Raw genomic sequence first — 24,934 nt, 5'->3', positions numbered from 1 at the left:
TGTCCCCGATCACACCCTGCCAGATCTGGTCACCGGCCGTCCACCGAACAGACACCTAGCACAGCTAAACTTTCTAGCAGCGCTAGACAATCTAGCGCTGCTAGTCTAGCGTTGGCAGTGTTCCTAGCACTGCTAGATATTGGGAGTTTCCTCATGCTGATCACCGGTTACGTCCTCGCAGGCCTCCTCGCCGCCTTCATCGCTTACGTCGGCGTCATGTACCTCTGGAAGCCCGCAGCCATCGCACCCGGCTTCGGGTTCCGCGAGCTGCCGGTCCACGGCGAGACCTATTTCCACGTCAAGGGCGTGCGCGACTTCGGCGCGGGCGTGATCGTCGCGGCGCTCATGATCTACGGCGACCACCACGCGCTCGGCTGGCTACTGGCCGCGATCGCGAGCATCCCGGTCGGGGACATGCTGGTCGTGTTGCGGCACAACGGGAAGAAGGCCACCGCGTTCGGAATCCACGGCGCCACCGCGGCGTTGACCGTGGTGACCGGGATCCTGCTGCTCGTCGGCTGATCCGCCCGAATCGGACAATGGGTTACGGTGGTGAAGTGAACGTCGAGGTGACTCCCCTGCCCGGGATCGGTGTGCGTAAGGACTTCGCGACGCGCAACGGAAGGAGGATCGGCGTCGTCAGCAAACGCGACGGCCAGACCGACCTCATCGTGTCCAAAGCGGACGATCCCGACGCCTGCATGGCCTCGATTCCCCTCACCTCCGAAGAGGCGGGCGCGCTCGCGAACCTTCTCGGCGCGCCGCAGCTGGTCGCGCAGCTCAACGAGGAGCACCGCGACCTGCCCGGCATCAACACCAAGCAGCTGCCGATCAAGGCGAACTCGCCCTTCGACGGCCGCACGCTCGGCGACACCGCGCTGCGCACCCGCACCAGCGTCTCGGTGGTCGCGGTGATGCGCGCCGGGCAGGTGCACCCCTCCCCCACCCCGGACTTCACCTTCACCGGCGGCGACCTGCTCGTGGTCGTCGGCACCTCCGAAGGACTCGAAGCCGCCGCCAAGATCCTCAAGTCGGGCTGAGCGGAATGGATCACACCGCACTGTCCTTGATCGAACTCGGGGCGGTCTTCTTCGTGCTGGGCGCGCTCGGGCGCCTGGCCGGGAAGATCGGGATGTCCCCCATCCCGCTGTACCTGATCGGCGGCCTTTGCTTCGGCCAGGGCGGGTTGATCCCGCTCACCGACATCGGCGGTTTCACCCACCTCGCCAGCGAAATCGGCGTCGTGCTCCTGCTGCTCCTGCTCGGGCTCGAGTACTCGGCGGCGGAACTGTTCACCGGGCTGCGCCGGTCCTGGATGGCGGGCCTGGTCGACATCGTCCTGAACGCGGCGCCGGGCGCGGCGGTCGCGCTGATTCTGGGCTGGGGCCCGATCGGCGCGCTCGTGATGGCGGGCGTCACCTACATCTCGTCCTCGGGGATCATCGCCAAGGTGCTGGGCGACCTCGGCCGCCTCGGTAACCGGGAAACCCCGGTGGTGCTGTCGATCCTGGTCTTCGAAGACCTGGTGATGGCCCTCTATCTCCCGATCCTCACCGCGGTGCTCGGCGGCGTCAGCTTCCTCGGCGGCCTCGAGGCGGTCGGCATCTCGCTGCTGGTGATCACCGTCGTGCTGGTGATCGCGCTGAAGTTCGGCCGCTACGTCTCGGCGCTGGTCGACAGCCCCGACCGAGAGGTCTTTCTCCTCAAGGTCCTCGGCGCGGCGTTGCTGGTCGCGGGTCTCGCCTCGGCGATGCAGGTCTCGGCCGCGGTCGGCGCCTTCCTCCTCGGCATCGCGATCTCGGGGTCCACCGCCGAGAACGCGACCCACATGCTCGAACCACTCCGCGACCTCTTCGCGGCCGTGTTCTTCGTGGTCTTCGGCCTCAACACCAACCCGGCCTCGATCCCGCCCGTACTCGGCTGGGCCGTGGTCCTCGCGGTGACGACCACGCTCACCAAGGTCGGCACCGGCTGGTGGGCCGCCCGCCGCCAAGGCATCGGCAAACTGGGCCGCGCCCGAGCCGGCGCGGCGTTGGTCGCCCGAGGCGAGTTCTCGATCGTCATCGCGGGCCTGGCCGTCGCCACCGGCGCGGTCACCGGCGACCTAGCCGCCCTCGCCACGGCCTACGTCCTCCTCATGGCCATCCTCGGCCCGACCGCTGCCCGCGTAGTCGAACCCATCGCAAAAGCCTTACAGCGCAAGGTTTCCTCCCGCCCCTCCCCCGCCCCCGAACCCAGCTAAAAAATCCCAATGTGGCATTGGTCAGTTTTCAGGCCGCCAATGTGGCTTTCGTCAGCTGAAATCTGACGAAAGCCACATTGGGATTTTTTTAGCTCAGCCGAGCCGGATCTCGGGGTTCAGGCGCAGGTGACCCAGCCCGAGCGGCAGGTCGACCGAGACGTCCAGCCCGAACGTCGGAGCCGCACCGACCACAGGCAGGTTCAGCGAAGTCTTGGCCAGATCGACGCTGAACTTCGTGGTCGCACGGGGCTGGCCAAGGAAACCCGCGTCTGTGCCGCCGATGATCAGGGCGAGCTGGTGCCCCTTGGGGACGACGTGGTCAGTGCTCGCCAATCGGAAGGTCATCGTGTAGGGCTTGCCCGGGGTGAGCGGTTCTTCCTTGCTCAGCGAGCGATAGTTACCGAGATCCGCCCAGCCACGGCTGAAGATCTCGGACCCGACGTTCACCGAGTCCGTCGTGGTGACGCGGTAGCAGCCGTTGTCACCAGGAGCGTTGGCGCCCCAGCAGGTTTCGCCGGTGCCGGTCTTGATGCCCTCGCCGGAGCCGGTGTAGTTGCGGATCGTCGCGGGGCCGTAGTCGACGAGCACCGCGGACAGTTGCGCGGTCGAGGTGTTCGGCGTCGCCGTGACGGTGATCGTGGAGGTCCCGGAGATCTGCAGGTCGCGGTCGAGCTTGCCGGTCGAGTACAGCAGCCGGTTGGCCGAGACGCTCGACGGCTGCGCCGCCCAGTCGGTCTCGCTCAGCCGCGGGCTGTCGGTGAACGCCGCGGCGCCGCTCGACGGCGCCGTCGTCAGGGAGCCCAGGCCCGCCGAAGTGCCCGCGTGCGGGCGGTAGGTCACGCCGGCGGTGTTCGCGGCGGGCCAGGAGGACTGGTCGACCCACTGGTCCGGGGCGCGCTCGATGCTCGCCATCGGGCCGCGCTCGATGCCGTTGTCGATGCCGAGCAGGTAGTGGTCGAACCACTTGTGCAAGGTGTCGACCCACTGGGCGCGCCGGTAGTCGAACGGGTCGACGTGGCCGGTCTGGGACAGCCAGATCTTGCGCTCGACACCGTTGGCGGCGAGCCGGTCCCACCACTGTCCGAAGTGGATGGTCTGGACGTTGAGGTCGCCGAGTCCGTGCGACAGCAGCACGCTCGCGCGCACGCTCCCCGGCGTGCTGAGGTAGTCGCGCGCGGACCAGAACGGGCCGTAGTCACCGTTGCTGGTCGCGCCCTGGGTGAGTTTCTGGTTGGCGGCCGAGCAGTTCTGCCCGGAGTTGCCGCGTTCCACGGTCTGCGCGAGCCCCACCGGGTTGAAGCCGAAGGTGGCGCCGTCGGAACGGTAGTAGTTGTACCAGGAGCTGATCCCGGCGATCGGGACGATCGTCTTCAGCCCGTCGACACCGGTGGCGGCGACGCCGTTGGCGATGGTCGCGTCGTAGGACTTGCCGATCATGCCGACCTTCCCGGTCGACCAGCCCGCGGTCGTGGCCGAGCCGCCGGTTTTGGCGGTATAGCCCTGCGCGCGGCCGTTGAGCCAGTCGACGACGGCCTTCGCGGAGGTCACGTCCGACGGCCCGCCGACGTCCGCGCAGCCCTGCGAACGGTTGGTGCCCGCCAGGTCGACCAGCACGATCGCGTACCCGCGCGGGACGAAGTAGTTGTCATAAAACAGCGGGAACCCGACCGGCCTGCCCGCGCTGTCGTAGGTCTTGAGCTCGCTCTCGTTGCCGCGGCCACAGCACGCGTAGTACGGGCTCGCGTCCATGATCACCGGGATCTTGATCCCCTGCGCCGCGGGCTCCTTCGGGCGGACGATGTCGGCCGCCACCCGATCGGGTTGACCATCGGCGTCACCGTCGAGACCGGTGTTCACCCACACCGTCTCGCGGATGGCGCCGGCGAAGTCGTAAACAGGCTCACTGACCTGCGTCGCGGCGCTCGCCGCGATCGGGGTCACCACGGAAAACAGCAAAGCCAAGACCACCGCTACGGAAGCTCGCATGTCACCCACATTGATGGAAGATCACCCACCACCAGTAGGGCGGAAAGTGGGTAATCGGCACCGATACCCTCAATGGATGCAGTGGCCGGAGACCGAAGCCGAAGCGATCGCGCTGCAGCTCGAGCTGGCGCCACGGGTCGACTGCCACGAGCCGGAAGGCTTCTCGCCGCGCGCCGTCGCGGGCCTCGATGTCGACTATCGAGACGATCACGTGGCCGCGGCGGTGGTCGTGCTCGATGCAGACTCACTGATCGAAATCGAGTCCGCGACCGCGATCACGCCGGTGCGATTCCCTTATATCCCCGGCCTGTTCTCGTTTCGCGAACTGCCGCCGCTGCTGGCCGCGATCGCGAAGCTGACCGTGACGCCGGATCTGCTGATCGCCGACGGGCACGGCCTCGCGCATCCGCGGCGGTTCGGCCTCGCGTGCCATCTCGGTGTGGTCACCGGCATCCCGACGATCGGAGTCGCGAAGACACCGATGGGCGGTTACGACGCGCCGGCGGACACGCGAGGCGCGACCACTCCGTTGGTGGACAAGGGAGAAACGGTCGGCGCCGCGCTGCGCACCCAGCGCGGCGTGAAGCCGGTGTTCGTCTCAGTAGGACACCGGATCAGCCTGGAACGAGCGTGCGCCGAGGTGCTGCGGCTGGCGCCGAAGTACCGGCAGCCGGAAACCACGCGGCGGGCCGACCGGCTGTGCCGCGACGCCCGAGCGACAGAACGCTGACAGCGGGCCGATCTATTTTCTCCCCAGGACAATTCAACCGGAGGAGAATTAGATGAAATTTGAACTAATGCGGGCGGCCACGGCGATCGCTCTGGCCTGAGCCGACCCCAATGCTCGTGCGCGTTGCGGGCGGTTAGAACCGCCCGCAACGCGCACGAGCCTTTACAGCTCGACAGCCCGGTACAGCGCGCCGACCTCGCCCTTGTTGAGGCGCCGGATCGAGCCCGGCCGCTGGTTGCCCAGCTGCACGTCGGCGATCGCGGTGCGCACCAGCTTGCGCACGGGGTGGCCGACCTCGGCCATCAGCCTGCGCACGATGTGCTTGCGTCCTTCGTGGATGACCAGCTCGACGAGCGTGTTGCCCGCGTGCATGTCCTTCACCCGGAACTGGTCGACCTTGATCGGCCCGTCGCCCAGCTCGATGCCGGCCCGCAGGTCCTTGCCGAGCCCGCGCGGGACGAGACCGTCGACCTCGGCCAGGTAGGTCTTGAGCACCCGGTACGACGGGTGCATCAGCCGGTGCCCGAGGTCACCGTCGTTGGTCAGCAGCAGCAGACCCTCGGTGTTCTCGTCGAGCCTGCCGACGTGGACGATGCCGCCCTCGTCGTCGTAGCGCCCGCGCAGATAGTCGCCGACGCACGGGCGGCCGCGGTCGTCCTTCATGGTGCTGTGCACGCCCTTGGGCTTGTTCAGCGCCAGGTAGACGAGGTCCTCACGCAGGTTGACGCGGGTGCCGTCGACGTGGATCACCGCGTTGACCGGGTCGACGCGGCGGCCGAGCTCGGTGACCACGTCACCGTCCACCATGACGCGCCCGCGCACGATGAGGTCTTCGGCGGCACGGCGCGAGGCCACTCCGGCCTGCGAAAGCACCTTCTGCAGGCGTACGCCCTCTGGATGCGGGTCAGATGTCATCGATGGTGTCCACTTCGGGTAGCAACGGGGCGATCGGGGGCAGGTCCGTCAGTGAGGACAGGCCGAGGCGCTCCAAGAACAGTTCAGTTGTCACGTACAGGGTGCCAGTCGTGTCCGGGTCGGTACCGGCCTCCTCGATGAGACCACGCGCGAGCAGGGTCCGGATGACCCCGTCCACGTTGACGCCACGGACCGCGGCCACCCGCGCCCTGGTCACCGGCTGGCGGTAGGCGATCACCGCCAGGCTCTCCAGCGCGGCGCGGGTGAGCTTGGACCGCTGGCCGTCGAGCAGCAGCTTTTCCACGTACGGGGCATAAGTGTCCCTGGTGTAGAAACGCCACCCTTCACCGGCTCTCCGCAGGTCGATCCCGCTGGCCCGGTCGGTGAACTTCTGGGCCATCGTGCGCAGCGCGACCGTGACCCGCGCGACCGGCTGTTCGACGGTCGTGGCCAGCGCTTCCTCGTTGATCGGCGAGTCGACCACGAGCAGCAGCGACTCCAGCACGGCCTCGAGTCCCTCGTCGTCGAGCTCGGGCAGCTCGATCGGCTCGATGCCCTCGTCGTCGCCCTCGTCTTCAGAAACCTCAGAAGCCTCCTCGGAAGGCTCAGCGGCTTCCGAAGGCTCCTCGGCGGGAGGCTCTTCAGCAACCGGCTCTTCGGCAGCGGGCTCCTCGGGCTCTTCGGGCGCGTCGACGTCGAACGCGTCGAGGTCGATCGGCTCGGTCTCATCCACAGCGTGGTCTTCGGGGGTGGTCACCCGTACTCCTCTTCCTCCGCCACGTCGGCGGCCTGCGCGCCCGCCGCGGCGGCTTCCTCGACAGAACCCCCGGTCCACCGCACCCGCAACTCGGCGAGCGCCTCGAGCTGGTCGAACTGCACCGAAGACTCGCGGTAGAGCTCCAGCAGCGCGAGGAACCGCGCGACCCGCTCGATCGTGTGCTCGCAGTCCTCGCACAGCTCGGCGAACGTGGCCTCGCCCTTCTCGGCGAGCTTGAGCCGCAGCAGTGCCGCGGTCTCGCGCACCGAGACCTTGCCCATGTGCAGGTGGTCCAGTGAGACCGTCGGCGGCGGCTTGGGCCGGAACACCGCGAGCGCGATCTCGCCGAACTTCGCCGCGTCGACGCCGAGCATGACCTCGGGCAGCAGCCCGACGTACCGCTCTTCGAGCGCGACCGAGCGGGGATACCGCCGCAGCGCGCTGGCCTCCAGCTCGCCGAACAGCGCCGCGACCTGCTTGTACGCGCGGTATTGCAGCAACCGCGCGAACAGCAGGTCCCGCGCTTCGAGCAGCGCGAGGTCGTCCTCGTCCTCGACGTCGGCCGACGGCAGCAGCCGGGCGGCCTTGAGGTCGAGCAGCGTCGCCGCGATGACCAGGAACTCGGTCACCTCGTCGAGGTTCCAGTCCGCGCCGAGCGCCCGCGTGTAGCGGATGAAGTCGTCGGTGACGGTGTGCAGCGCGACCTCGGTGACGTCGAGCTGGTGTTGCGAGATCAGCTGCAGGAGCAGGTCGAACGGGCCCTCGAAGTTGGCGAGGTGAACCTTGAACTTCCCCGACGACGCTGCTGCCGCTTCTTCGGGGACCATGCCCCCGTGCACGAGGATCTGTTCGACCGGCGCCGGCGTCTCCTCCGCTGCCGGTTCGTCCATCAGTCCTCTGTCCCGCCCGCCCGCAGCCGCTTGACCAGCACGGATTCCTCGCCGTGCTCATCGAAGTCGGCGAGCAGGACGGCCACCGCCTCACGCACGAGCCGTCCGCGGTCGAGCACGAGGTTGTGCTTGCCGCGCAGGTTCAGCCGGGCCTGTTCCATCGCGAGCAGCTCTTCACCCGACACGTACACGGTGATCTTCGCGTCGTGCTTGGTGCGGCCGGAGCCCTGGGCGGCGGCCCGGTTCAGCTGCTGGCTGTGGCCGTTCCCGGTGCTCTTGGGCGGCTCGGGTTTTTCGTGCCGTTCGACGGGAGGCAGATCGAGTGCGGGGCTGGTCGTGCTGGTCGTGATCCGAAACAGTTCCGACGCTCCGGGCAGGGATGCGCGCCTGCTCACCGAGCGATCACCTCGCGGGCCAGCGCGCGATAAGCCGCCGCGCCAGCGGACTTGGGAGCCCAGGTAGTGATCGGCTCCCCAGCCACCGTGGTTTCTGGGAACCGCACGGTGCGGTTGATGACCGTGTCGAACACGGTCTCCCCGAATGCCTCCACCACGCGCGCCATGACCTCCTTCGAATGCAGGGTTCTCGGATCGAACATGGTGGCGAGAATCCCGGTGATGTCCAGTTTGGGGTTGAGCCGCTCCTGCACCTTTTCGATCGTGTCGATGAGCAGCGCGACTCCACGGAGACTGAAGAACTCGCACTCAAGCGGGATGATCACGCCGTCCGCAGCGGTCAGCGCGTTCACCGTCAGCAAGCCGAGCGAGGGCTGGCAGTCGACAAGAACATAGTCGTAGTCCTCCATCACCGGACGAAGGACCCTTAACAATGTGTGTTCGCGTCCTACCTCAGCGACGAGCTGGACCTCGGCGGCGGACAGGTCGATGTTGCTGGGCAGCAGGTCGACGTAGTCAACGCGGGTCTTGCGGATGACGTCGGTGATGGAGACGGACCGCTCCATGATCACGTTGTAGACGGTCTGGTCCAGCTCATGGGGCTGGATGCCGAGACCGACCGAGAGCGCGCCCTGCGGGTCGAAGTCCACGAGCAGCACCTTGCGGCCGCACTCGGCGAGCGCGGCACCGAGGTTGATCGTCGAGGTGGTCTTGCCGACGCCGCCCTTCTGGTTGCACATCGCCATCACCTTGGCCGGACCATGACGTTCCAGCGGCGGCGGCTCCGGGAGCTCCCGGTAGGGACGGCCGGTCGGGCCGTTCCCGTGTTTGTCCTGTGGTCGGTTGTTTCGGAGTTGCGCGGCGATGGCTAGGTTCTCGTTTTCAGGGTCGTAATCGGCATCGCGCCGGCCTTCGGTGGCGATGGTGACCTGGTTCAGCGAAGCTGCCGCCGAGCCGGCGGACGCGGCCGGTCTTCCCGGCTGGTTCGGTGTCGACATGGCGCGAAAGCTCCTTTTACCGAGGTCTCCCGAAGACTATGCGCGGATATCGGCGACCGCCAACGAGGCACGCCGGGCTACTACCGAGTTAGTCACCCGAGTGCACGCGGATGGGCAGTCGCATACACCTCGCGCAGGGTGTTGACGGTGACCAGCGTGTAGACCTGCGTGGTGGTCACCGAGGCGTGTCCCAGCAGCTCCTGGACGACACGGACGTCCGCGCCGCCTTCCAGCAGGTGGGTGGCGAAGGAGTGCCGCAGGGTGTGCGGCGAGACGGTCGCCGAGATGCCCGCCTGCTCGGCCGTGTCTTTGAGAACCTGCCAAGCGCTCTGCCGCGAGAGCCTGCTGCCGCGGGCGTTGAGGAACACCGCCGCCGTGCCGCGGCCGCGTCTGGCCAGCTCGGGACGGGCGCGCACGAGGTAGGCGTGCAGTGCTTCGACGGCCGGTCTGCCGATGGGCACCAGGCGTTGCTTGCCGCCCTTGCCGTCGAGCAGGACGGTGCGCTCGTCGGCGTCGATGTCGTCGATATCCAGCCCGACGGCTTCGGAGATGCGCGCGCCGCTCGAGTAGAGCAGTTCCAGCAGCGCGCGGTCCCGGAGCGAGCGCTCGCCCTCGGCGGGCGGGGTGTCGAGCAGCCGGAGAACGTCGCCGACCGGTAACGCTTTGGGCAGCCGTTTCGCCGGCGAAGGCGGGCGCACCTCACGGGCCGGGTCGTGTTCGGTGATGCCGTCGGCGTGGGCGAACTTGTGCAGCCCGCGCACCGCGACCAGTGCCCGCGCGGCCGAGGACGCGGCGAGCGGCTGATGCTCCTCGTCACCCTCGCGCAAGGCCACCCCGAAGGCGCTGACCTGCTCCGAAGTGACTTCGGCGAAGTCGCGCACACCCGCCGTCTCGAGATGCTCGGTGTACCGGCGAAGATCACGCGCGTAGCTGTCCAGGGTGTTGCGCGCCGTGCCGCGCTCGACCGTCAGATGATCGAGATACGCCGCCACGACGTGGGCCACACCGGTGGTGCCCGCCTTTGCCACGGACGACACTCTAAGGCCTCTCACGGGTGATTCGAGCTACCGTTCAAGGCATGTCCACCGCACCGGAACCGGAGAACCTCCGCATCGGCACCGCCGAACGAGAAGAGGCGATGAAGGTGCTGAGCGATCACTTCGCCGAGGGGCGGCTCAGCACGGAGGAGTACGAGGCCCGGGTGACCGGTGTGCTCGACGCGAAGACCAGGGCGGAGCTGCGGCCGCTCTTCGACGACCTGCCCGCGCCCAAGCCGGTCTTCCTGCTCCCGCCGATGACGTTCGCGCAGCCCGCCTACTCGCCGCCGCCCCCGGGGGCGTTGCCGGTGCCGCACTGGGCGCCGCCGCCCCCGGCGCAGTACTCGCCGAAGTCCAGGATGGTCGCGGGCGTGCTGCAGATCGTGTTCCCGTTCGGGACCGGGCGGTTCTACACGGGGCACACGGGCATCGCGGTGGCCCAGCTCCTGGTCACCCTGTTCACCTTCGGCATCGGCGCGATCTGGCCGTTCATCGACGGCATCCTGCTGCTCGCCAACGGCGGCACCGACCCCTTCGGCCGCCGCCTCCGCGACTGACGCTTTTTGCCCGAAAGTGGCTTTCGTCAGATGACATCCCCCGAAAGCCACTTTCGTCAGATGACACCTGACGAAAGTGGCTTTCGGGCTTTCAGAGGCCTCGGGATGCGAAGCGGGTGGGGCGGTCTTCCCAGGGCGCGTCGGCGGGACGGGCCTGGCCGTAGCCGCTGATCACCGTGTGCGCCGCGAGGACGCCGCTCACGGTCGCGCCGTTGACGAGCTCGCCCGCGAGCGCCATCCGGACGGCCTCGGCCAGCGAGACCTTGTGCACCACCAGATCGGCCTCCTCGTCACCGAGCACGTCCCTGTCCACTTCGGACAGTTCGCGGGCCAGGTAGACGCGGACCACCTCGTCGGTGAACCCTGGCGACGCGGCGACGTCGACCAGGGTCTCCCACTTTTCGGCGCCGAGACCGACTTCTTCGACCAGCTCGCGCTTGGCCGCCTCGACGGGGTCCTCCCCCAGCTTGTCGATCAAGCCCGCTGGCAGTTCCCACAGCCGGTGCCCGAGCGCGTGCCGGTACTGGTGGATGAGCGTGACGTTGCCGTCGGCGTCCAGCGCGACGATCGCGACCGCGCCGAGGTGCTCGACGATCTCGCGTTTCGCCGTGCCGCCACCCGGCATGCGGACCTCGTCGACCCGCATGCCGACCACGCGTCCGATGTGGATGTCCCTTGTGGACTCCACGGTGAACTCGTGCGTGCCGGGCTCGGTCATCGGGCGGCCACCGGGGTCTCCGGCAGCTCGACCGGCAGCCGCTCGGCGGTCCGGCGGGCGACGACGGCCTGCACGAACGCGTCGAACAGCGGGTGCGGGCGGGTCGGACGGCTCTTCAGCTCCGGGTGCGCCTGCGTGCCGACGAAGAACGGGTGCACGTCCGCGGGCAGCTCGACGAACTCGACCAGGCGGTCATCGGGCGAGGTGCCCGAGAACACCAGACCGGCGTCGGAAAGACGCTTGCGGTAGGCGTTGTTGACCTCGTAGCGGTGCCGGTGCCGCTCGGAGACCTCGGTCGACCCGTACGCCTTCGCGACCTGGGAGCCCGCCTTGAGCTTCGCCGGGTACGCGCCGAGACGCATGGTGCCGCCCATGTCCCGCTCGCCCGCGACGACGTCGAGCTGGTCGGCCATCGTCGAGATCACCGGGTACTGGGTGTTCTCGTCGAACTCGGTCGAGCCCGCGTTCTCCAGGCCAGCCAGGTTGCGCGCGGCCTCGATGACCATGCACTGCAGGCCAAGGCAGAGACCCAGCAGCGGGATGCCGCGGGTACGGGCGTACTCGACGGCGCCGAGCTTGCCCTCGATGCCGCGGATGCCGAATCCACCCGGGATCAGCACACCGTCGACGGTGGACAGTGCGGCGGCCGCGCCCGCCTTGGTCTGGAGGTCGTCGGAGGCGACCCAGACGATCTCGACCTTCGCCCGGTTGGCGAAACCACCCGCGCGCAGCGCCTCGGTGACCGAGAGGTACGCGTCCGGCAGGTCGATGTACTTGCCGACCACGGCGACCCGGACGGTCTCCGAGGGGTTGTGCACCCGGCTGAGCAGATCGCCCCAGACCGTCCAGTCGACGTCACGGAACGGCAGTCCGAGGCGGCGGACGACGTAGGCGTCGAGCGCCTCGCCGTGCAGCACCTTGGGAATGTCGTAGATGGACGGCGCGTCGGGGCAGGCGATGACGGCGTCGGTGTCGACGTCGCACATCAGGCCGATCTTGCGCTTGAGATCCTCCGGCAGCTCACGGTCGGCCCGGCAGACCAGCGCGTCCGGCTGGATGCCGATGTTGCGCAGCGCCGCGACCGAGTGCTGGGTCGGCTTCGTCTTCAGCTCGCCCGACGGCGCCAGGTACGGCACCAGCGAGACGTGCAGGAAGAAGCAGTGATCCCGGCCGACGTCGTGCCGGACCTGACGGCACGCCTCGAGGAACGGCAGCGACTCGATGTCGCCGACCGTGCCGCCGACCTCGGTGATCACCACGTCCGGCGCCTGGCCGGAGACGTCGGCCTCGGCCGCCGCCATGATCCGCGACTTGATCTCGTCGGTGATGTGCGGGATGACCTGCACAGTGTCACCGAGGTACTCCCCGCGCCGCTCCTTGGCGATCACTTCGGAGTAGACCTGGCCGGTCGTGACGTTGGCCTTGCCGTCGAGGTCGCGGTCGAGGAAGCGCTCGTAGTGCCCGATGTCGAGGTCGGTCTCGGCGCCGTCCTCGGTGACGAAGACCTCGCCGTGCTGGAACGGGTTCATCGTGCCCGGATCCACGTTCAGGTAAGGATCCAGCTTCTGCATCGTGACCCGGAGCCCACGTGCGGTAAGGAGCTGACCCAGGCTCGAAGCCGTGAGTCCCTTACCCAGAGAGGAGGCAACGCCTCCGGTGACAAAGACATACTTGGTAGCCCGCGACTGAAGTCCCACGGGCTTCCACCCTATCTCACGACCGCCGGGGCGCGCGATGGCCACGCCGGTAACCGCCAAACGAGTGGAAATCTTTCGTGGAGTGTCCACTAGGATGCCTCGCGTGACGGACGAAGACAGCTGGACCGCCCCGGTCGCCGAGGCTCCGCTGGACGCGGTGGTCCGCGTCCCCGGTTCGAAATCGATCACCAACCGCGCCTATGTGCTCTCGGCGCTCGCGACCGCGCCCACGCGCGTGCGCGCGCCGCTCGATTCCCGCGACGCCAGGCTGATGCTGGGCGCGCTCGCCGCGCTCGGCGCCCGCTCCGAGGAGACGCCGGGCGGCGGCTACCTGGTGCATCCGCTCAACCCCGCCAGGATCCACGTCGAAGAGACGGTGAACGTCGTGCTGGGCAACGCGGGCACGGTCGCCCGCTTCACCCCGGCGCTGGCCACGCTCGGCTCCTCCCCCGTGCTCTTCGACGGCGACGAGGCCATCCGCCGCCGCCCGATCGGCCCGCTGCTGCAGGCGCTGCGCGACCTCGGCGCCGACATCGACGACGACGGCCGCGCCGCGCCCCCGTTCACCGTCCGCGGCCACGGCGGCCTGCCCGGCGGCCGCGTCGACCTGGACTCGTCGGCCTCCAGCCAGTTCCTCTCGGCGCTGCTGCTGGCCGCGCCCGCGACCGAGAAGGGCGTCACCGTGCGCCTGGTCGGCGGCAACCCGCCGAGCGAGCCGCACATCGCGATGACGCTCGACATGCTGCGCCGCTTCGGCGCCACAGTGGACCGCGACGGCGTCGAGTTCCACGTCCCGCCCGCGCGCCTGTCCTGCCCGGTCTACACGGTCGAGCCCGACCTCTCGACGGCCGCGCCGTTCGTGGTCGCCCCGCTGCTGACCGGCGGCAAGGTCCGGATCGAGGGCTGGCCGTCGTCGACCACCCAGCCCGGCGACTACCTGCGCGGCCTGGTGACCCAGCTGGGCGCCTCGGTCTCACTCGACGAGGGCGGCCTGACGGTCGAGGGTGGCGGCTCGTTCTCGGGCGCGACGCTGGACCTGCACGAGGTCGGCGAGCTGACCCCGGTCATCGCCTCGCTGCTGTGCTTCGCGGACAGCCCGTCGGTGATCACCGGCGTCGCGCACCTGCGCGGCCACGAGACCGACCGCCTGGCCGCTTTGGCCGCCGAGCTGTCCGGCCTGGGCGCCGACGTGAAGGACACCGAGGACGGCCTGCGAATCACCCCGGCCCCGATGACCGCGGGCGTCTTCCACACCTACGACGACCACCGCCTGGTCATGGCAGGCGCGGTGCTCGGCCTCCGCATCCCCGGCATCGACGTCGAAAACCCGGCCACAGTCGGCAAGACCTTCCCCGGCTTCGTCGACGCCTGGTCCTCGATGGTCACCGCCTGACCCCGTATGCAAACCCCGAAAGTGACTTTCGTCAGATAACACCTGACGAAAGTCACTTTCGGGGTTTCACGAACCTGGCTGCTTGACGCCTGGGGCGGGGCCCTGGGCGTTGCCCGCCAGGCCGTAGCGGCCTGAGGCGCCTTCGAGTTGTTCGCGGAGGGCGAGGACGGTGGTGATTCGCCCGGCCGAGGTGTCGACGTTGTCCACTGTGGACAGGATGGACGTGGCCGAGGTGTCGGCGCGGACGACGCCGATGGCGCCAGTGCCGTCAGCCGAGCCCGGCACACCGGCCAGCACGGTCCCCGCGCCCGAGCGGTCCAGCTGCGTCGCGAAGCGGGCGATGGTCGCCGCCTTGTCGCCCGCGCCGTCACCGGTCGCCTGAGCGCCGATCAGCACGACGGCCAGCTGGGCGGGCTTGACGTCGCCCGCCGCCTTCACGAAACCGCCGTCGGTCAGCCCGCTCAGAGCCGCGGTCAACTCCTCCGGCGACGACTGCGGCTTCGCGGTGTCCTTGTTCAGCTGCAGCACGGACCCGAGCAGCGCGCCCGCGAGCGTCCCGGAGTCGGGCGCCGTCGGGAACTGCACGCCGGCGGGCTGCAGACGCGTGACGATCTGGCGGAGCTGGTCCGACTTCGACGGGTCCGAGAACGACGCGGTCAGCTGGACCTCGCCGGTGACCGAAGCGCCCGACTGGCCGATGAGCTGCTTGAGCGCGTCGCGGTCGGCGGGCTTGGCGTCCTCTGTGGTCACCAGCACGACCGAGCGCTTGTCGAGCAGACCGGAGACGATGCGCGCGCCCTGCGAGCCCGCGAAGGCGTCCGCGTCGGCGAGACGCGCGTTCAACGCGTTGCGCTGACCCTCCAAATCGGACACCTGCTTGGCGAGGTCGTCCTTCTGGTTGGACAGGCCGGACATCAGCGAGCCGTTCAGCGCGGTGGAGCCGAGCACGACCCCGACGGCGAGCGCCAGGAAGCAGGCGGCGATGGAAACGACGTGGTACCGCAGAGAAATCACGTGAAGAGCCCCTTGACCCAGCTGATGAACGAGTTCCAGGTGTCGCGCACCCAGTCGAGATAGACCGACCCGACGTCGGAGACGAGCAGCGCGGCGACGACCACCACGATGGCGGCGAGCACCAGCAGCACGATGGCGCCGATCGAGACCCGGCTGCGGTGCAGCGTGGCCACCGCCTTGCCGTCGACGAGCTTGGTGCCCAGCTTCAGCCTGGTGAGGAAGGTGGACGGGTTGGAGCCGGACCGGCCCTGGTCGAGGAACTCGCGCAGGGTGGCCTGGAAGCCGACGGTGACGACGAGCGACGCGTCGTGCGCGTCCGCGAGCAGCAGCGCGAGGTCTTCGGCGTTGCCGGACGCGGGGAAGGTGACCGCGCCGATGCCGAGGTCCTGGATGCGTTCCAGGCCGGGCGCGTGCCCGTCCGGCTGCGCCGGCACGACGACCTCCGCCCCCTGGCGCAGCGTGTCCGCGCCGATGCCCTGCGGGTCGCCGACGATGATGTCCGGCCGGTGCCCCTGCGCGCGCAGCGTGTCCGCGCCGGCGTCGACGCCGACCAGCACCGGGCGATGCTCGGCGATGTATTTCTTGAGCTTCTTCAGGTCCTCGGCGTGCCCGTTGCCCGGCGCGACCACGAGCACGTGGCGCTCCTTGAGCGGCACCCGCAGCTCGGGCACGCCGACGCCGTCGAGGATCAGTGTGCGCTCACGGCGCAGGAATTCGATGGTGTTCGCGGAGAAGGCCTCGAGCTGGGTGGACATACCGGCCTTCGCCTCGATCATCAGATCGGCGACGCTTTCCGCGGTCTGTTCGAAACCCTTGGCGATCTCGCGGTCACCGACATAAACCACGCCATCGAGCACGCGCAGTTTCGTGCCGTCCTTCACCCGGCGCAGGATCTCGCTGCCCGCCGAGTCGATCAGCGGAATGCCGGCCGCGAGCAGGATTTCCGGCCCGAGATTGGGAAAGCGCCCGGAAATGGAGGGTGAAGCGTTGATGACGGCCGCGACCTCGGCGTCGACGAGCGCGTCGGCCGTCGACCGGTCCAGGTCGATCTGGTCGAGCACGACGATGTCACCTGCCCCGATGCGGCGGAGCAGTTCGCGGGTGCGGCGATCGACACGGGCCACTCCGGTGACCCCGGGCAGCGTTTCGGAGTTACGGGCGAGCAGACCGGTGAGCTTCATGCTTCTGATGGTGACAAAGTGACACGCGAGAACGCGTCCGCCACGCCGAAGCGACCACGGACAATTACCCGTGACCCTTACCGCACCTGAACTGGCTATTTACCACGTTTTCCCGCGGTGGCGCCTTTCTTCTTACCCGTACGGGTGGGTGATTCCTTCCACGACTCGGGCACGCTCTTGTCCGCCTCGGCGACCGCGAGCAGTTCCTCCGCGTGCGCGCGGCCCGTTTCGGTGCTTTCCATTCCGGCGAGCATGCGCGCGAGTTCGATCACCCGCTCCGACTGCTCCAGCACGCGCACGCCACTGCGGGTGATCCCGCCGGACGTGCCCTTGTCCACCACCAGATGCTGATCGGCGAACGCGGCCACCTGCGGCAGGTGCGTGACCACCAGGACCTGGTGACTGCGCGCGAGCCGCGCCAGCCGCCTGCCGATCTCGACCGCCGCGCGGCCGCCGACCCCGGCGTCGACCTCGTCGAACACCAGCGTCGGCGTGGTGTCGGCGTGCGCGAGCACGACCTCGATCGCCAGCATGACGCGCGAGAGCTCACCGCCGGACGCCGCCTTGTGCACCGGCAGCGACGGGGCGCCGTTGTGCGCGCGCAGCAGCAGCTCGACCTCGTCGACGCCGTCCGTGCCCGCGTGCACCATCGTGTCGAACACCTTGAGCGCGTACGGGTCGTTGGCCTCGGCGGGCCGCCGCTGCACGGTGACCTCGATTTCGGCCTGGCCCATCGCCAGCCCGGCCATCTCCGAGGTGATCGCCTCGGCCAGCTCGGTGGCGGCCAGCGCACGCGCGGCCGACAGCGTCGCCGCGTGCTCGGCCAGCTCGGCGGCCAGCTCGTCCCGGCGGTCGGCGAGCGCGGCGAGCGCCTCCTCCGACGTATCCATTGTGGACAGCCGCGCGCGGGCGTCCTCGGCCCACGCCAGCACGCCGTCGACGTCGGCCGCGTACTTGCGCGTCAGCCGCTTCAGGTCGGCCTGGCGGGCGAGCACCTTCTCCAGCAACGCCGGATCGGCGTCGAGCCCGTCGAGATACCCGGTGAGCTCGGTGCCCACATCGGACAGCAGCACGGCCGCCTCGGCGAGCCTGGGCTCCATGTCACGCAGGATCGGGTCCTCGGAAGAGCTCACCCGGCGCCGCGCCTCGGCGATCAGCGCGAGCGCGCTCACCACGTCCGGATCACCGTCGGCGGCGCCGGAGACGGCGGCCTGCGCGCCCGCCGCGGACTCACGCAGCTCGTCGACCGCGGCCATCCGCTTGATCTTCTCGGTGAGCTCGTTGTCCTCGCCGGGCTCCGGGTTGACCGCCTCGATCTCGCTGAGCCCGAGCTTGAGCATGTCGGCCTGCTGCGCGAGCTCCCGTGACCGGCTGGTGCGCTCGTTGAGCTCGTTGACCACCGCCAGCCAGTCCTCACGGACCTCGCGATAGGCGGCGAGCGGATCGGCGACGGCGACCCCGGCGAACCGGTCGATCACGTCCCGCTGCTCGGACGGGCGCAGCAGCCGCAGCTGGTCGTTCTGCCCGTGCACCGCGAGCAGCTGCTCCGACAGGTCGGACAGCACCCCGACCGGCACCGAACGCCCGCCGAGGTGGGCCCGCGAGCGCCCATCGGCCGCGACGGAGCGCAGCGCGATCACACTGCCGTCCTCGTCGACGTCCGCGCCGGAGTCTTCGACGATCCCCTTGGCGTTCTCGGCCCCGACCAGGATGAACCGGCCCTCGACGGTGGCCTTGTTCGTGCCGACGCGCACCTTCGACGCCTCGGCCCGGCCTCCGGAGAGCAGGTGCAGCCCGGTCACGACCATGGTCTTCCCTGCGCCGGTCTCCCCGGTGACCACGGTGAAGCCCGGGTGGAACTCCAGCAGGGCGTCCTCGATCACTCCGAGGCCCTGAATGCGCATCTCGGCAAGCACGGGCACCACCGTAGTCGCCTACCCGGAGGCTTCGCGCAGCACAGGGGGCCTTTTGGCGCCGAAACCGCGAGAAAGCGCGGTGAACGGCGCATTCAAACACTTGTTCTATTCGGTGCCCCGGGCGTGTCGCTCACGCCAGCTCTTCACCGGCAGCGCGAACTTCTGCACCAGCCGGTCGGTGAACGGCCCGTCCCACAGCCGCACCAGCCGCACCGGGACCCGGCCGCTGACCACCTGGATCCGCGTGCCGGCTGGCAGGTCGAAGTGCCGGGAGCCGTCGCAGGTGAGCACCGCGGTCGACCCGTCGGGGTCGATGCCCACGGTGATCTCGGAGTCCTTGGACACCACCAGCGGGCGCGCGAACATGGCGTGCGCGTTGCTCGGCACGACCAGCAGCGCCTGCACGTCCGGCCAGATGATCGGCCCGCCCGCGGAGAACGCGTACGCGGTCGAGCCGGTCGGCGTCGCGCACAGCACGCCGTCGCAGCCGAACGCCGACACGGGCCTGCCGTCGACCTCGATCAGCGCGTCCAGCACGCGGTCACGGCTGCTCTTCTCGACGCTCGCCTCGTTCAGCGCCCAGGTCTCGGCGATGACCTCGCCGTCGCAGGTGGCGGTGACGTCGATGGTCATCCGCTCTTCGACGCGGTAGTTGCGCTCGACCACGCGCTGCATGGTGTCCTCGAGCTTGTCGAAGTCCGCCTCGGCCAGGAACCCGACCCGCCCGAGGTTCACGCCGAGCACCGGCACCCCGTGCGGGCGCGCCAGCTCGGCCGCGCGCAGCAGCGTCCCGTCACCACCGAGCACGAACACCAGCTCGGTGCCCTCCGCCGGGTCCTCCTCGGGCGCGACCACCAGGCACGGTGAGCCGAGGCCCTGGTTCGGCTCGATGAGGTCGCGGACCTCCTTGTCGAGCACCCGCAGCCGGATGCCCGCCTTGGAGAACTTCGCGGACACCTCGCGCGCGGCGGAGCGGGTGGTGTCGTAGTCGGGGTGCACGACGAGCAGCACTTCACGGTCGGCGTTCACTGCGGGCCCTCCAGGACGGCCTTCCGCACCTGTGCCTCGATCTCCACGGTGTCCACAGTGGAGGTCTCCGGATCCCGGCGCAACCAGATGAAGTATTCGACGTTGCCGGACGGCCCCGGCAACGGGCTTGCGGCGACGCCCCGGAAGCCGAGGCCGAGCTTCGCGGCCTCGGCCAGCACGCCGAGCACGGTCTCGACCCGCAGTTCCGGATCGCGCACCACACCGCCGCTGCCCAGGCGTTCCTTGCCGATCTCGAACTGCGGCTTGACCATCGGCACCAGGTCGGCGCCGGGTTTCGCGCACGCGGCCAGCGCGGGCAGCACGAGCTTGAGCGAGATGAACGAAAGGTCGCCGACGACCAGGTCGACCTGCCCGCCGAGGTCCTCGGGGGTCACGCTGCGGACGTTGGTCTTGTCTTTGACCACAACGCGCTCGTCGGTACGCAGCCGCCAGTCGAGCAGACCACGGCCGACGTCGGCGGCGATCACGGTCGACGCGCCGTTGCGCAGCAGCACGTCGGTGAAGCCGCCGGTGGACGCCCCCGCGTCGAGGCAGCGCTTGCCCTCGACGGTGAGTTCCTCGAAGGCCTCCAGCGCGCCGAGCAGCTTGTGCGCGCCGCGCGAGGCCCAGCCGGGGTCGTCTTCGTCGCGCACCACGATGGGCGCGTCGGATTCCACGCCGGTGGCGGGCTTGCTCGCGACCATGCCGCGCACGGTCACCTTGCCGCCGGTGATGAGCGCCGAGGCCTGTTCGCGGGAGCGGGCCAGACCGCGCCGGACGAGTTCCGCGTCGAGGCGGGCCCTGCGGGGCATGGGCTCAGACCTTGTCGATGCTGGACAGTGCGACCGTGAGCTCGGTGTGCACGGCGTCGAACCGCTCGACGTGCTCGGACAGCGGCAGCCTGTCCAGCTCGTCGAGCGCGCTCACGGCTTCGTCGATGCCGGCACGCGGGTCCGTGTCCTGAGGCTCTGTCTGGTCCGCATCGACCGGCCGGGACGGCGGTGGTCCCGGCATCGGCCGCGGGTACGGCGTGTGTTGCGGATGCACCCCGTCACGCTAGCCGATACCGAGTTCGGCCAGCGTTCGGCTGGCCGTTTGCCCGTCCGCGCGGACACCGGTCACACCCGACTCCCAAGCCGCGTGGCACAGCGCCCGCAGCAGGTCGAGCGCGTCACCGTCCCCGGAGACGACCAGCTCGTCGCGGACGTCGACCGTCCACGTCTGGCTGGGACCGACTTTCAGGGTTTCGGCCGGTTCGCGGAGGCCGGTGAGATCCCTCGCGATGAACTGCGGCCGCTCCTTGGGGATGGCCGTGACCAGGGTGGATGGCGTGGCGACCCCGCCGAGCACGCACAAGACGGGCATCTCGGCCGCGATAGCGCCCGCGATGTCGGTGTCGAGCCGGTCCCCGACAACCAGCGGCCGCTCGGCGCCCTTCGCCGCGGCCAGGAACTGCCCCGGCTGCGGCTTCCCGGCGACGAGCGGCTCAGCGTCGGTGGCCGACCGCACGGCGGCGACCATCGAGCCGTTGCCGACCAGCAGGCCCCGTTCACTCGGCAGCGTCTTGTCCACGTTGGTGGCGACCCAGAGCGCGCCCGCGCGGATGGCGAGCGCGGCCTCGGACAGGATCCGCCAGCCGTTGTCGGGGGAATGCCCCTGCACCACGGCCCCGACGGTCTCGCTCGCTTCCCTGACCGGCACGAGGCCCGCCCGGCGCACCTCGTCGGCCAGCGACTCGGCGCCGACGACCAGCACGTGCGTGCCGGCGGGCACGCGCTCCTTGAGCAGCGCGACACCCGCCTGAGCACTGGTGCTGACCTCGTGGGCCTGTGCTTCGATGCCGAGTTCGCCGAGGTGCTCGACGACGGCTTCAGGGGCCTTCGAGGCGTTGTTCGTGACGAACCGGACAGCCGCGCCCTGAGCGCGGATGTCGGCGATCACGTCAACGGCGCCCTCGATCACCTGCGCGCCGTGGTACACGGTGCCGTCCAAGTCGAACAGCACCGCGTCGTACCCGGCGAGCAGGGCGTCACTCACTGCCCAGCTCCGCGGCCCGCTCGGCGGCGTCGGTCTCGTCTTCCTCATCGGCCTCGGCGGCGTTGAGGAACCACTTGAGCGCGTCTTCCTTGCGCCCGGCCGCCTCGAGGTTGTCGGCGTAGGCGTAGAAGAGGCGAGCGCTCCACGGGTCCCGCTTGGACGGAACCAGGTCATCGGTCTGCAACGCGACCACGGCCGCATCCAGCTGCCCGAGGTCACGCCGCGCGCCTGCGGCCACGATCCGCAGCTCGACCTGCACATCCTTCGGCAGCGAGTCGGTGTTGACCTCCTTGGCGAGGTCGAGCGCCCGCTCCGGACGGCCCATGGCCCGCTCGGAGTCCGCGATGACGGCGATGTGCACATCGCTCCGCGTCATCCGCCGCACCGCCCGCAGCTCCGAAAGCGCCTCGGACCAGTTGCCGGCTTGATAAGCGACGAGGCCGAGCGCCTCACGCACGACCGGCACGCGGGAGGCCTTCGCCTTGGCGTACTTGACGTGCTCGAGCGCCTTCTCGGGGTCGGTGTCCATCAGGCCACCGGCGGCGACCAGGTGCTTGCCGACGGTCTCCGCGAGCGCCTTGGGCAGCGTGCGGAGGTCCTGGCGGATCTCGTCGTCGAGGTCCGAGAACTCGATGCCCTCGGGCAGTTCGGGGGCCTGCAGGAGCTCCCTGGCGAGCTCGGCGTCGTCCTTGGGGCCCGGCGGACGGGACGAGTGCTTCGCGCGCATCTCGTCGCGGTTGCCGCGGGACGGACGGTCGTCCTTGCGCTCGAAGCGGGGCTTGCTGTCGCGGTCCTTGTACGACGGGCGGTCGTCCTTGTTGTAGCTCGGCCGCTCACCACGGTCTTTGTTGTATGCGGGCCGGTCGCCACGGTCCTTGTTGTAGGACGGGCGGTCGTCGCGGTTGTAGCTCGGCCGGTCCCCGCGGTCCTTGTTGTAGGACGGCCGGTCCCCACGGTCCTTGTTGTAGGACGGGCGGTCCCCGCGATCTTTGTTGTAGCTCGGGCGGTCGCCCCGGTCGTTGTTGTCCCGGTTGTACGACGGCCGGTCACCACGGTCCTTGTAGGACGGACGGTCCCCGCGATCCTTGTTGTACGAAGGGCGATCGTCGCGGTTGTAGCCGCCGGAACGCTTGTCGTCGCGGTTGCCCTGGTAACCACCACGACGATCGTCCGAAGAGGACCGATTGCCCTGGTAGCCACCGCTCGGGCGACGGTCGTTGTCACGGTTGCCTTGGTAGCCACCGCTGCTCGGCCGGCGATCGTTGTCGCGATTGCCCTGGTAACCACCGCTGCTCGGGCGACGGTCGTTGTCACGGTTCCCCTGGTAACCACCGGAGCGCCGGTCGTCAGAGCGGTCATCCCGGTTGAACCCGCCACTGGGGCGCCGATCATCCCGGTTGTAGCCACCGGAGCGCCGGTCATTGTCACGGTTGCCCTGGTAGCCACCCGAACGACGGTCATCGGACCGGTTCCCCTGGTAGCCACCCGAAGAACGCCGGTCATCGGAGCGCCGGTCCTCACGGTTGCCCTGGTAACCCCCGGTCGGCCGGTCGCCACGGTCCTTGTTGTACCCACCACCGGCAGGCCGGTTCCCCTGGTAACCACCGGAGCGCTGCCCCCGGTCACCCGAGCCACCACCATCACGGCCACCGCCGCCCCGGTTGCCCTGGTAACCACCCCGGTCGCCCCGGTCATCGCGGCGCGGACGGCCCTGATAGCCACCATCCCGTCCACCGCGGTCTTGCCTGGCGCCGCCCCGCGGGCCGCCAACGCTCTTCCCTCGCGGGGCGGCGTCGCGACGAGCCGACCGGCCAGACGCCGCCTCATCCTCTGAGTCACGTCGACCGAACTCGGACACTTGGGGCCTCCTGCCACCGAAAAAACACTGAACATACGAAGAAGGTCCGCCAACGCGGACAATCGGCAATTCTAACGGACCGCACTCAGGCCAAATGCGGCGGAGCCCCGTCCCCCGCTCACCCCATTGCCCCGCTTCTCAAACCAGTGACCCACCCAACAAAAACACCCCATCCCCCACGAAAACCCCACCCCGCCGACCCGCCCGTACACAGAAAGCAAACACCCGTACGAGCCCGGCAAACACCCGTACCTGAGCAGCAAAAACCCAGCCCGAGCCACCCCGGCGCCGCCCGGCCATACCCCGCCCGACCATGCCCCCACGTTCGCCCGGCCATGCCCGGCCAGCCATGCCCCCACGGTTGCCCGGCCACTCGCTCACCCGAGCGCTCAGCCCGCGTGCCTAGCTGGGCGCCTCGCGTGCCAGAGCCGTCGGTACGCCTACCCAGCGAGTCGGTGCGCGTACCAGAGGAGTCGGCACGCGCACCTGGGAAGTCAGGACTCGTGCCCGGGCGTTCAACACGAGGTGCCGGAGTGGTCGACACGAGGTGCCCGGGTGGTCGACACGAGGTGCCCGGGTGTGGGACACGGCGTTCGTGGATGGACGACACGCGTACCCAGACGGACGACACGCGTACCCAGACGGACGACGCGCGTTCGTGGATGGACGACACGCGTGCACAGACGGACGACGTGCCCGGGCGCCGCGGGTTTCCGCAGCCTTGCCGACTGCTTGGGCACGCGCGCCGACCCGCGAGGTACACGTCCCGCCTTGCTGGGTACGCGCGCCGGCCATCCAGTACGGCTGGCGGCCGCCGGGGTACGAGCGTCGGGCGCGGGAGGTCGCGTCGTCCATCCAGGGACGCGTGTCGTCCATCCGCGTACGCGTGTCGTCCCGCTGTGCACGGGTGTCGTCCCGTTGTGCACGGATGATGCCCGTCCGAGGGGCGCGGGCGGGGCCGGTGCGGCCGGGTTTTGGGTATGAAAAAGAGGCCCGAGGCTCGGGAGAACACTTGGTTCTCGACCGAGGCCTCGGGCCTCTTTCCACGGTAAGTTCGGCGGCGTCCTACTCTCCCACAACCCTTCGGTTGCAGTACCATCGGCGCTACCAGGCTTAGCTTCCGGGTTCGGAATGGGACCGGGCGTTTCCCTGGCGCTATAACCACCGAAACACTACGAAACACTCACACCGCGGTACCGACAGATCCTGCTTGCCGGCCCACGTGGTGTGGGGTTTCAGAGCTGTAGAGTGGATGCGAAGCATTTTTGTGGGCAAGCCCTCGGCCTATTAGTACCAGTCAACTCGATAACACATTACTGTGCGTCCATTTCTGGCCTATCAACCCAATGGTCTGTTGGGGGCCTTAACCCCTCAAAGGGGGTGGGATACCTCATCTTGGAACAGGCTTCCCGCTTAGATGCCTTCAGCGGTTATCCCTTCCGAACGTGGCCAACCAGCCATGCCACTGGCGTGACAACTGGCACACCAGAGGTTCGTCCGTCCCGGTCCTCTCGTACTAGGGACAGCCTTCCTCAAGTATCCTACGCGCGCGGCGGATAGGGACCGAACTGTCTCACGACGTTC

The 24,934-nt window shown here is 69.1% G+C and carries 23 protein-coding genes and 2 rRNA genes; 6 read left to right on the top strand and 19 right to left on the bottom strand.

Features of this window, described 5'->3' with window-relative positions; all coding sequences use genetic code 11:
• Nucleotides 1–153 precede the first annotated feature (153 nt).
• Genes BLV57_RS00125 through BLV57_RS00115 form a run of 3 tightly spaced genes read left to right on the top strand, consistent with a single transcriptional unit; the run spans nt 154 to nt 2,242 of the window.
• Nucleotides 154–522, top strand: coding sequence for a DUF4267 domain-containing protein (locus BLV57_RS00125; protein WP_091284980.1), 369 nt, complete (start codon nt 154–156; stop codon nt 520–522).
• A gap of 35 nt (nt 523–557) precedes the next feature.
• Nucleotides 558–1,040: a cation:proton antiporter regulatory subunit gene (locus BLV57_RS00120; protein ID WP_176968442.1), complete on the top strand. Its 483-nt coding sequence runs from the start codon at nt 558–560 to the stop codon at nt 1,038–1,040.
• A gap of 5 nt (nt 1,041–1,045) precedes the next feature.
• Nucleotides 1,046–2,242 carry a cation:proton antiporter gene (locus BLV57_RS00115; protein WP_091284976.1) on the top strand — a complete coding sequence of 399 codons (1,197 nt, stop codon included), beginning with the start codon at nt 1,046–1,048 and terminating at the stop codon, nt 2,240–2,242.
• Between the two features lie 93 nt (nt 2,243–2,335).
• Here the strand turns inward: BLV57_RS00115 and BLV57_RS00110 are convergent, their stop codons facing one another.
• A complete protein-coding gene (locus BLV57_RS00110; protein ID WP_091284974.1) occupies nt 2,336–4,228 on the bottom strand; it encodes a Xaa-Pro dipeptidyl-peptidase in 1,893 nt (630 codons plus the stop codon).
• A gap of 76 nt (nt 4,229–4,304) precedes the next feature.
• Here BLV57_RS00110 and BLV57_RS00105 point away from each other — a divergent pair, with 76 nt between their 5' ends.
• Nucleotides 4,305–4,958 carry an endonuclease V gene (locus tag BLV57_RS00105; protein WP_091284971.1) on the top strand — a complete coding sequence of 218 codons (654 nt, stop codon included), beginning with the start codon at nt 4,305–4,307 and terminating at the stop codon, nt 4,956–4,958.
• A gap of 162 nt (nt 4,959–5,120) precedes the next feature.
• On the opposite strand, the gene BLV57_RS00100 is transcribed toward BLV57_RS00105, so the two are convergent.
• The 6 genes from BLV57_RS00100 to xerD all read right to left on the bottom strand — a co-directional run bounded on the left by BLV57_RS00100 (nt 5,121) and on the right by xerD (nt 9,941).
• On the bottom strand, nt 5,121–5,873 hold the full coding sequence (locus BLV57_RS00100; RefSeq protein WP_091284969.1) for a pseudouridine synthase: 753 nt from the start codon (nt 5,871–5,873) through the stop codon (nt 5,121–5,123).
• A complete protein-coding gene (gene scpB, locus BLV57_RS00095; protein ID WP_091284966.1) occupies nt 5,863–6,630 on the bottom strand; it encodes an SMC-Scp complex subunit ScpB in 768 nt (255 codons plus the stop codon). Before scpB ends, BLV57_RS00100 begins: the two co-directional genes overlap by 11 nt.
• Nucleotides 6,627–7,520: a segregation and condensation protein A gene (locus BLV57_RS00090; protein WP_091284965.1), complete on the bottom strand. Its 894-nt coding sequence runs from the start codon at nt 7,518–7,520 to the stop codon at nt 6,627–6,629. The genes scpB and BLV57_RS00090 overlap by 4 nt, the downstream gene beginning before the upstream one ends.
• Nucleotides 7,520–7,915, bottom strand: coding sequence for a cobyrinic acid a,c-diamide synthase (locus tag BLV57_RS00085; RefSeq protein ID WP_091284962.1), 396 nt, complete (start codon nt 7,913–7,915; stop codon nt 7,520–7,522). The genes BLV57_RS00090 and BLV57_RS00085 overlap by 1 nt, the downstream gene beginning before the upstream one ends.
• A complete protein-coding gene (locus BLV57_RS00080) occupies nt 7,912–8,913 on the bottom strand; it encodes a ParA family protein (RefSeq protein WP_091284958.1) in 1,002 nt (333 codons plus the stop codon). Before BLV57_RS00080 ends, BLV57_RS00085 begins: the two co-directional genes overlap by 4 nt.
• Before the next feature lie 92 nt (nt 8,914–9,005).
• Nucleotides 9,006–9,941, bottom strand: a complete 936-nt coding sequence (gene xerD, locus BLV57_RS00075) for a site-specific tyrosine recombinase XerD (RefSeq protein WP_176968441.1) — start codon at nt 9,939–9,941, stop codon at nt 9,006–9,008.
• A 50-nt stretch (nt 9,942–9,991) separates the two neighbouring features.
• On the opposite strand from xerD, the gene BLV57_RS00070 reads away from it, so the two are divergent.
• Complete coding sequence (locus BLV57_RS00070; RefSeq protein WP_091284955.1) at nt 9,992–10,507, top strand: DUF1707 domain-containing protein; 516 nt, start codon at nt 9,992–9,994, stop codon at nt 10,505–10,507.
• 91 nt (nt 10,508–10,598) lie between these two features.
• Here BLV57_RS00070 and BLV57_RS00065 read toward each other — a convergent pair whose 3' ends face one another.
• Together BLV57_RS00065 and BLV57_RS00060 are read right to left on the bottom strand one after the other, a co-directional pair.
• On the bottom strand, nt 10,599–11,225 hold the full coding sequence (locus tag BLV57_RS00065; protein WP_091284953.1) for an NUDIX domain-containing protein: 627 nt from the start codon (nt 11,223–11,225) through the stop codon (nt 10,599–10,601).
• Nucleotides 11,222–12,922: a CTP synthase gene (locus tag BLV57_RS00060; protein ID WP_091284950.1), complete on the bottom strand. Its 1,701-nt coding sequence runs from the start codon at nt 12,920–12,922 to the stop codon at nt 11,222–11,224. Before BLV57_RS00060 ends, BLV57_RS00065 begins: the two co-directional genes overlap by 4 nt.
• Before the next feature lie 94 nt (nt 12,923–13,016).
• Between BLV57_RS00060 and aroA the strand changes: the two genes are divergently transcribed.
• Nucleotides 13,017–14,315 carry a 3-phosphoshikimate 1-carboxyvinyltransferase gene (gene aroA, locus BLV57_RS00055; RefSeq protein WP_091284948.1) on the top strand — a complete coding sequence of 433 codons (1,299 nt, stop codon included), beginning with the start codon at nt 13,017–13,019 and terminating at the stop codon, nt 14,313–14,315.
• Between the two features lie 66 nt (nt 14,316–14,381).
• On the opposite strand, the gene BLV57_RS00050 is transcribed toward aroA, so the two are convergent.
• The 10 genes from BLV57_RS00050 to BLV57_RS00005 form a co-directional block, all read right to left on the bottom strand.
• Complete coding sequence (locus BLV57_RS00050; RefSeq protein WP_091284946.1) at nt 14,382–15,329, bottom strand: copper transporter; 948 nt, start codon at nt 15,327–15,329, stop codon at nt 14,382–14,384.
• Nucleotides 15,326–16,510: a putative cytokinetic ring protein SteA gene (gene steA / locus BLV57_RS00045; RefSeq protein ID WP_091284944.1), complete on the bottom strand. Its 1,185-nt coding sequence runs from the start codon at nt 16,508–16,510 to the stop codon at nt 15,326–15,328. Before steA ends, BLV57_RS00050 begins: the two co-directional genes overlap by 4 nt.
• A gap of 95 nt (nt 16,511–16,605) precedes the next feature.
• Nucleotides 16,606–18,426 (bottom strand): DNA repair protein RecN, encoded by a 1,821-nt coding sequence (gene recN / locus BLV57_RS00040; RefSeq protein ID WP_176968440.1) that lies wholly within the window; start codon nt 18,424–18,426, stop codon nt 16,606–16,608.
• Between the two features lie 105 nt (nt 18,427–18,531).
• Nucleotides 18,532–19,455 carry an NAD kinase gene (locus tag BLV57_RS00035; protein WP_091284939.1) on the bottom strand — a complete coding sequence of 308 codons (924 nt, stop codon included), beginning with the start codon at nt 19,453–19,455 and terminating at the stop codon, nt 18,532–18,534.
• Entirely contained in the window at nt 19,452–20,267 is an 816-nt protein-coding gene (locus BLV57_RS00030) for a TlyA family RNA methyltransferase (RefSeq protein ID WP_091284936.1), read from the bottom strand. Before BLV57_RS00030 ends, BLV57_RS00035 begins: the two co-directional genes overlap by 4 nt.
• 4 nt (nt 20,268–20,271) lie before the next feature.
• Nucleotides 20,272–20,469 carry a hypothetical protein gene (locus BLV57_RS00025; protein ID WP_091287776.1) on the bottom strand — a complete coding sequence of 66 codons (198 nt, stop codon included), beginning with the start codon at nt 20,467–20,469 and terminating at the stop codon, nt 20,272–20,274.
• Between the two features lie 42 nt (nt 20,470–20,511).
• Complete coding sequence (locus tag BLV57_RS00020; RefSeq protein WP_091284933.1) at nt 20,512–21,492, bottom strand: HAD-IIA family hydrolase; 981 nt, start codon at nt 21,490–21,492, stop codon at nt 20,512–20,514.
• A complete protein-coding gene (locus tag BLV57_RS00015; protein ID WP_091284930.1) occupies nt 21,485–23,350 on the bottom strand; it encodes a hypothetical protein in 1,866 nt (621 codons plus the stop codon). The genes BLV57_RS00020 and BLV57_RS00015 overlap by 8 nt, the downstream gene beginning before the upstream one ends.
• A gap of 1,052 nt (nt 23,351–24,402) precedes the next feature.
• A 5S ribosomal RNA gene (gene rrf / locus BLV57_RS00010) occupies nt 24,403–24,519 on the bottom strand.
• Between the two features lie 98 nt (nt 24,520–24,617).
• Nucleotides 24,618–24,934 (bottom strand): 23S ribosomal RNA (locus tag BLV57_RS00005); the annotation flags it as partial.

Origin of the sequence: Amycolatopsis xylanica (genome assembly GCF_900107045.1) — a bacterium.
Classification (GTDB): Bacteria; Actinomycetota; Actinomycetes; order Mycobacteriales; family Pseudonocardiaceae; genus Amycolatopsis; species Amycolatopsis xylanica.
Note: the sequence above shows the minus strand (reverse complement) of the source record. Positions and strands in the feature narration are given on the sequence as shown.

Coding starts and splice junctions, on each gene's coding strand:
- BLV57_RS00070 (WP_091284955.1), top strand. CDS start 9,992: ATGTCCACCGCACCGGAACCGGAGAACCTCCGCATCGGCACCGCCGAA.
- BLV57_RS00115 (WP_091284976.1), top strand. CDS start 1,046: ATGGATCACACCGCACTGTCCTTGATCGAACTCGGGGCGGTCTTCTTC.
- BLV57_RS00105 (WP_091284971.1), top strand. CDS start 4,305: ATGCAGTGGCCGGAGACCGAAGCCGAAGCGATCGCGCTGCAGCTCGAG.
- BLV57_RS00080 (WP_091284958.1), bottom strand. CDS start 8,913: ATGTCGACACCGAACCAGCCGGGAAGACCGGCCGCGTCCGCCGGCTCG.
- BLV57_RS00065 (WP_091284953.1), bottom strand. CDS start 11,225: ATGACCGAGCCCGGCACGCACGAGTTCACCGTGGAGTCCACAAGGGAC.
- BLV57_RS00100 (WP_091284969.1), bottom strand. CDS start 5,873: ATGACATCTGACCCGCATCCAGAGGGCGTACGCCTGCAGAAGGTGCTT.
- aroA (WP_091284948.1), top strand. CDS start 13,017: ATGCCTCGCGTGACGGACGAAGACAGCTGGACCGCCCCGGTCGCCGAG.
- BLV57_RS00090 (WP_091284965.1), bottom strand. CDS start 7,520: ATGGACGAACCGGCAGCGGAGGAGACGCCGGCGCCGGTCGAACAGATC.
- BLV57_RS00125 (WP_091284980.1), top strand. CDS start 154: ATGCTGATCACCGGTTACGTCCTCGCAGGCCTCCTCGCCGCCTTCATC.
- BLV57_RS00110 (WP_091284974.1), bottom strand. CDS start 4,228: ATGCGAGCTTCCGTAGCGGTGGTCTTGGCTTTGCTGTTTTCCGTGGTG.
- BLV57_RS00030 (WP_091284936.1), bottom strand. CDS start 20,267: ATGCCCCGCAGGGCCCGCCTCGACGCGGAACTCGTCCGGCGCGGTCTG.
- BLV57_RS00025 (WP_091287776.1), bottom strand. CDS start 20,469: ATGCCGGGACCACCGCCGTCCCGGCCGGTCGATGCGGACCAGACAGAG.
- steA (WP_091284944.1), bottom strand. CDS start 16,510: ATGAAGCTCACCGGTCTGCTCGCCCGTAACTCCGAAACGCTGCCCGGG.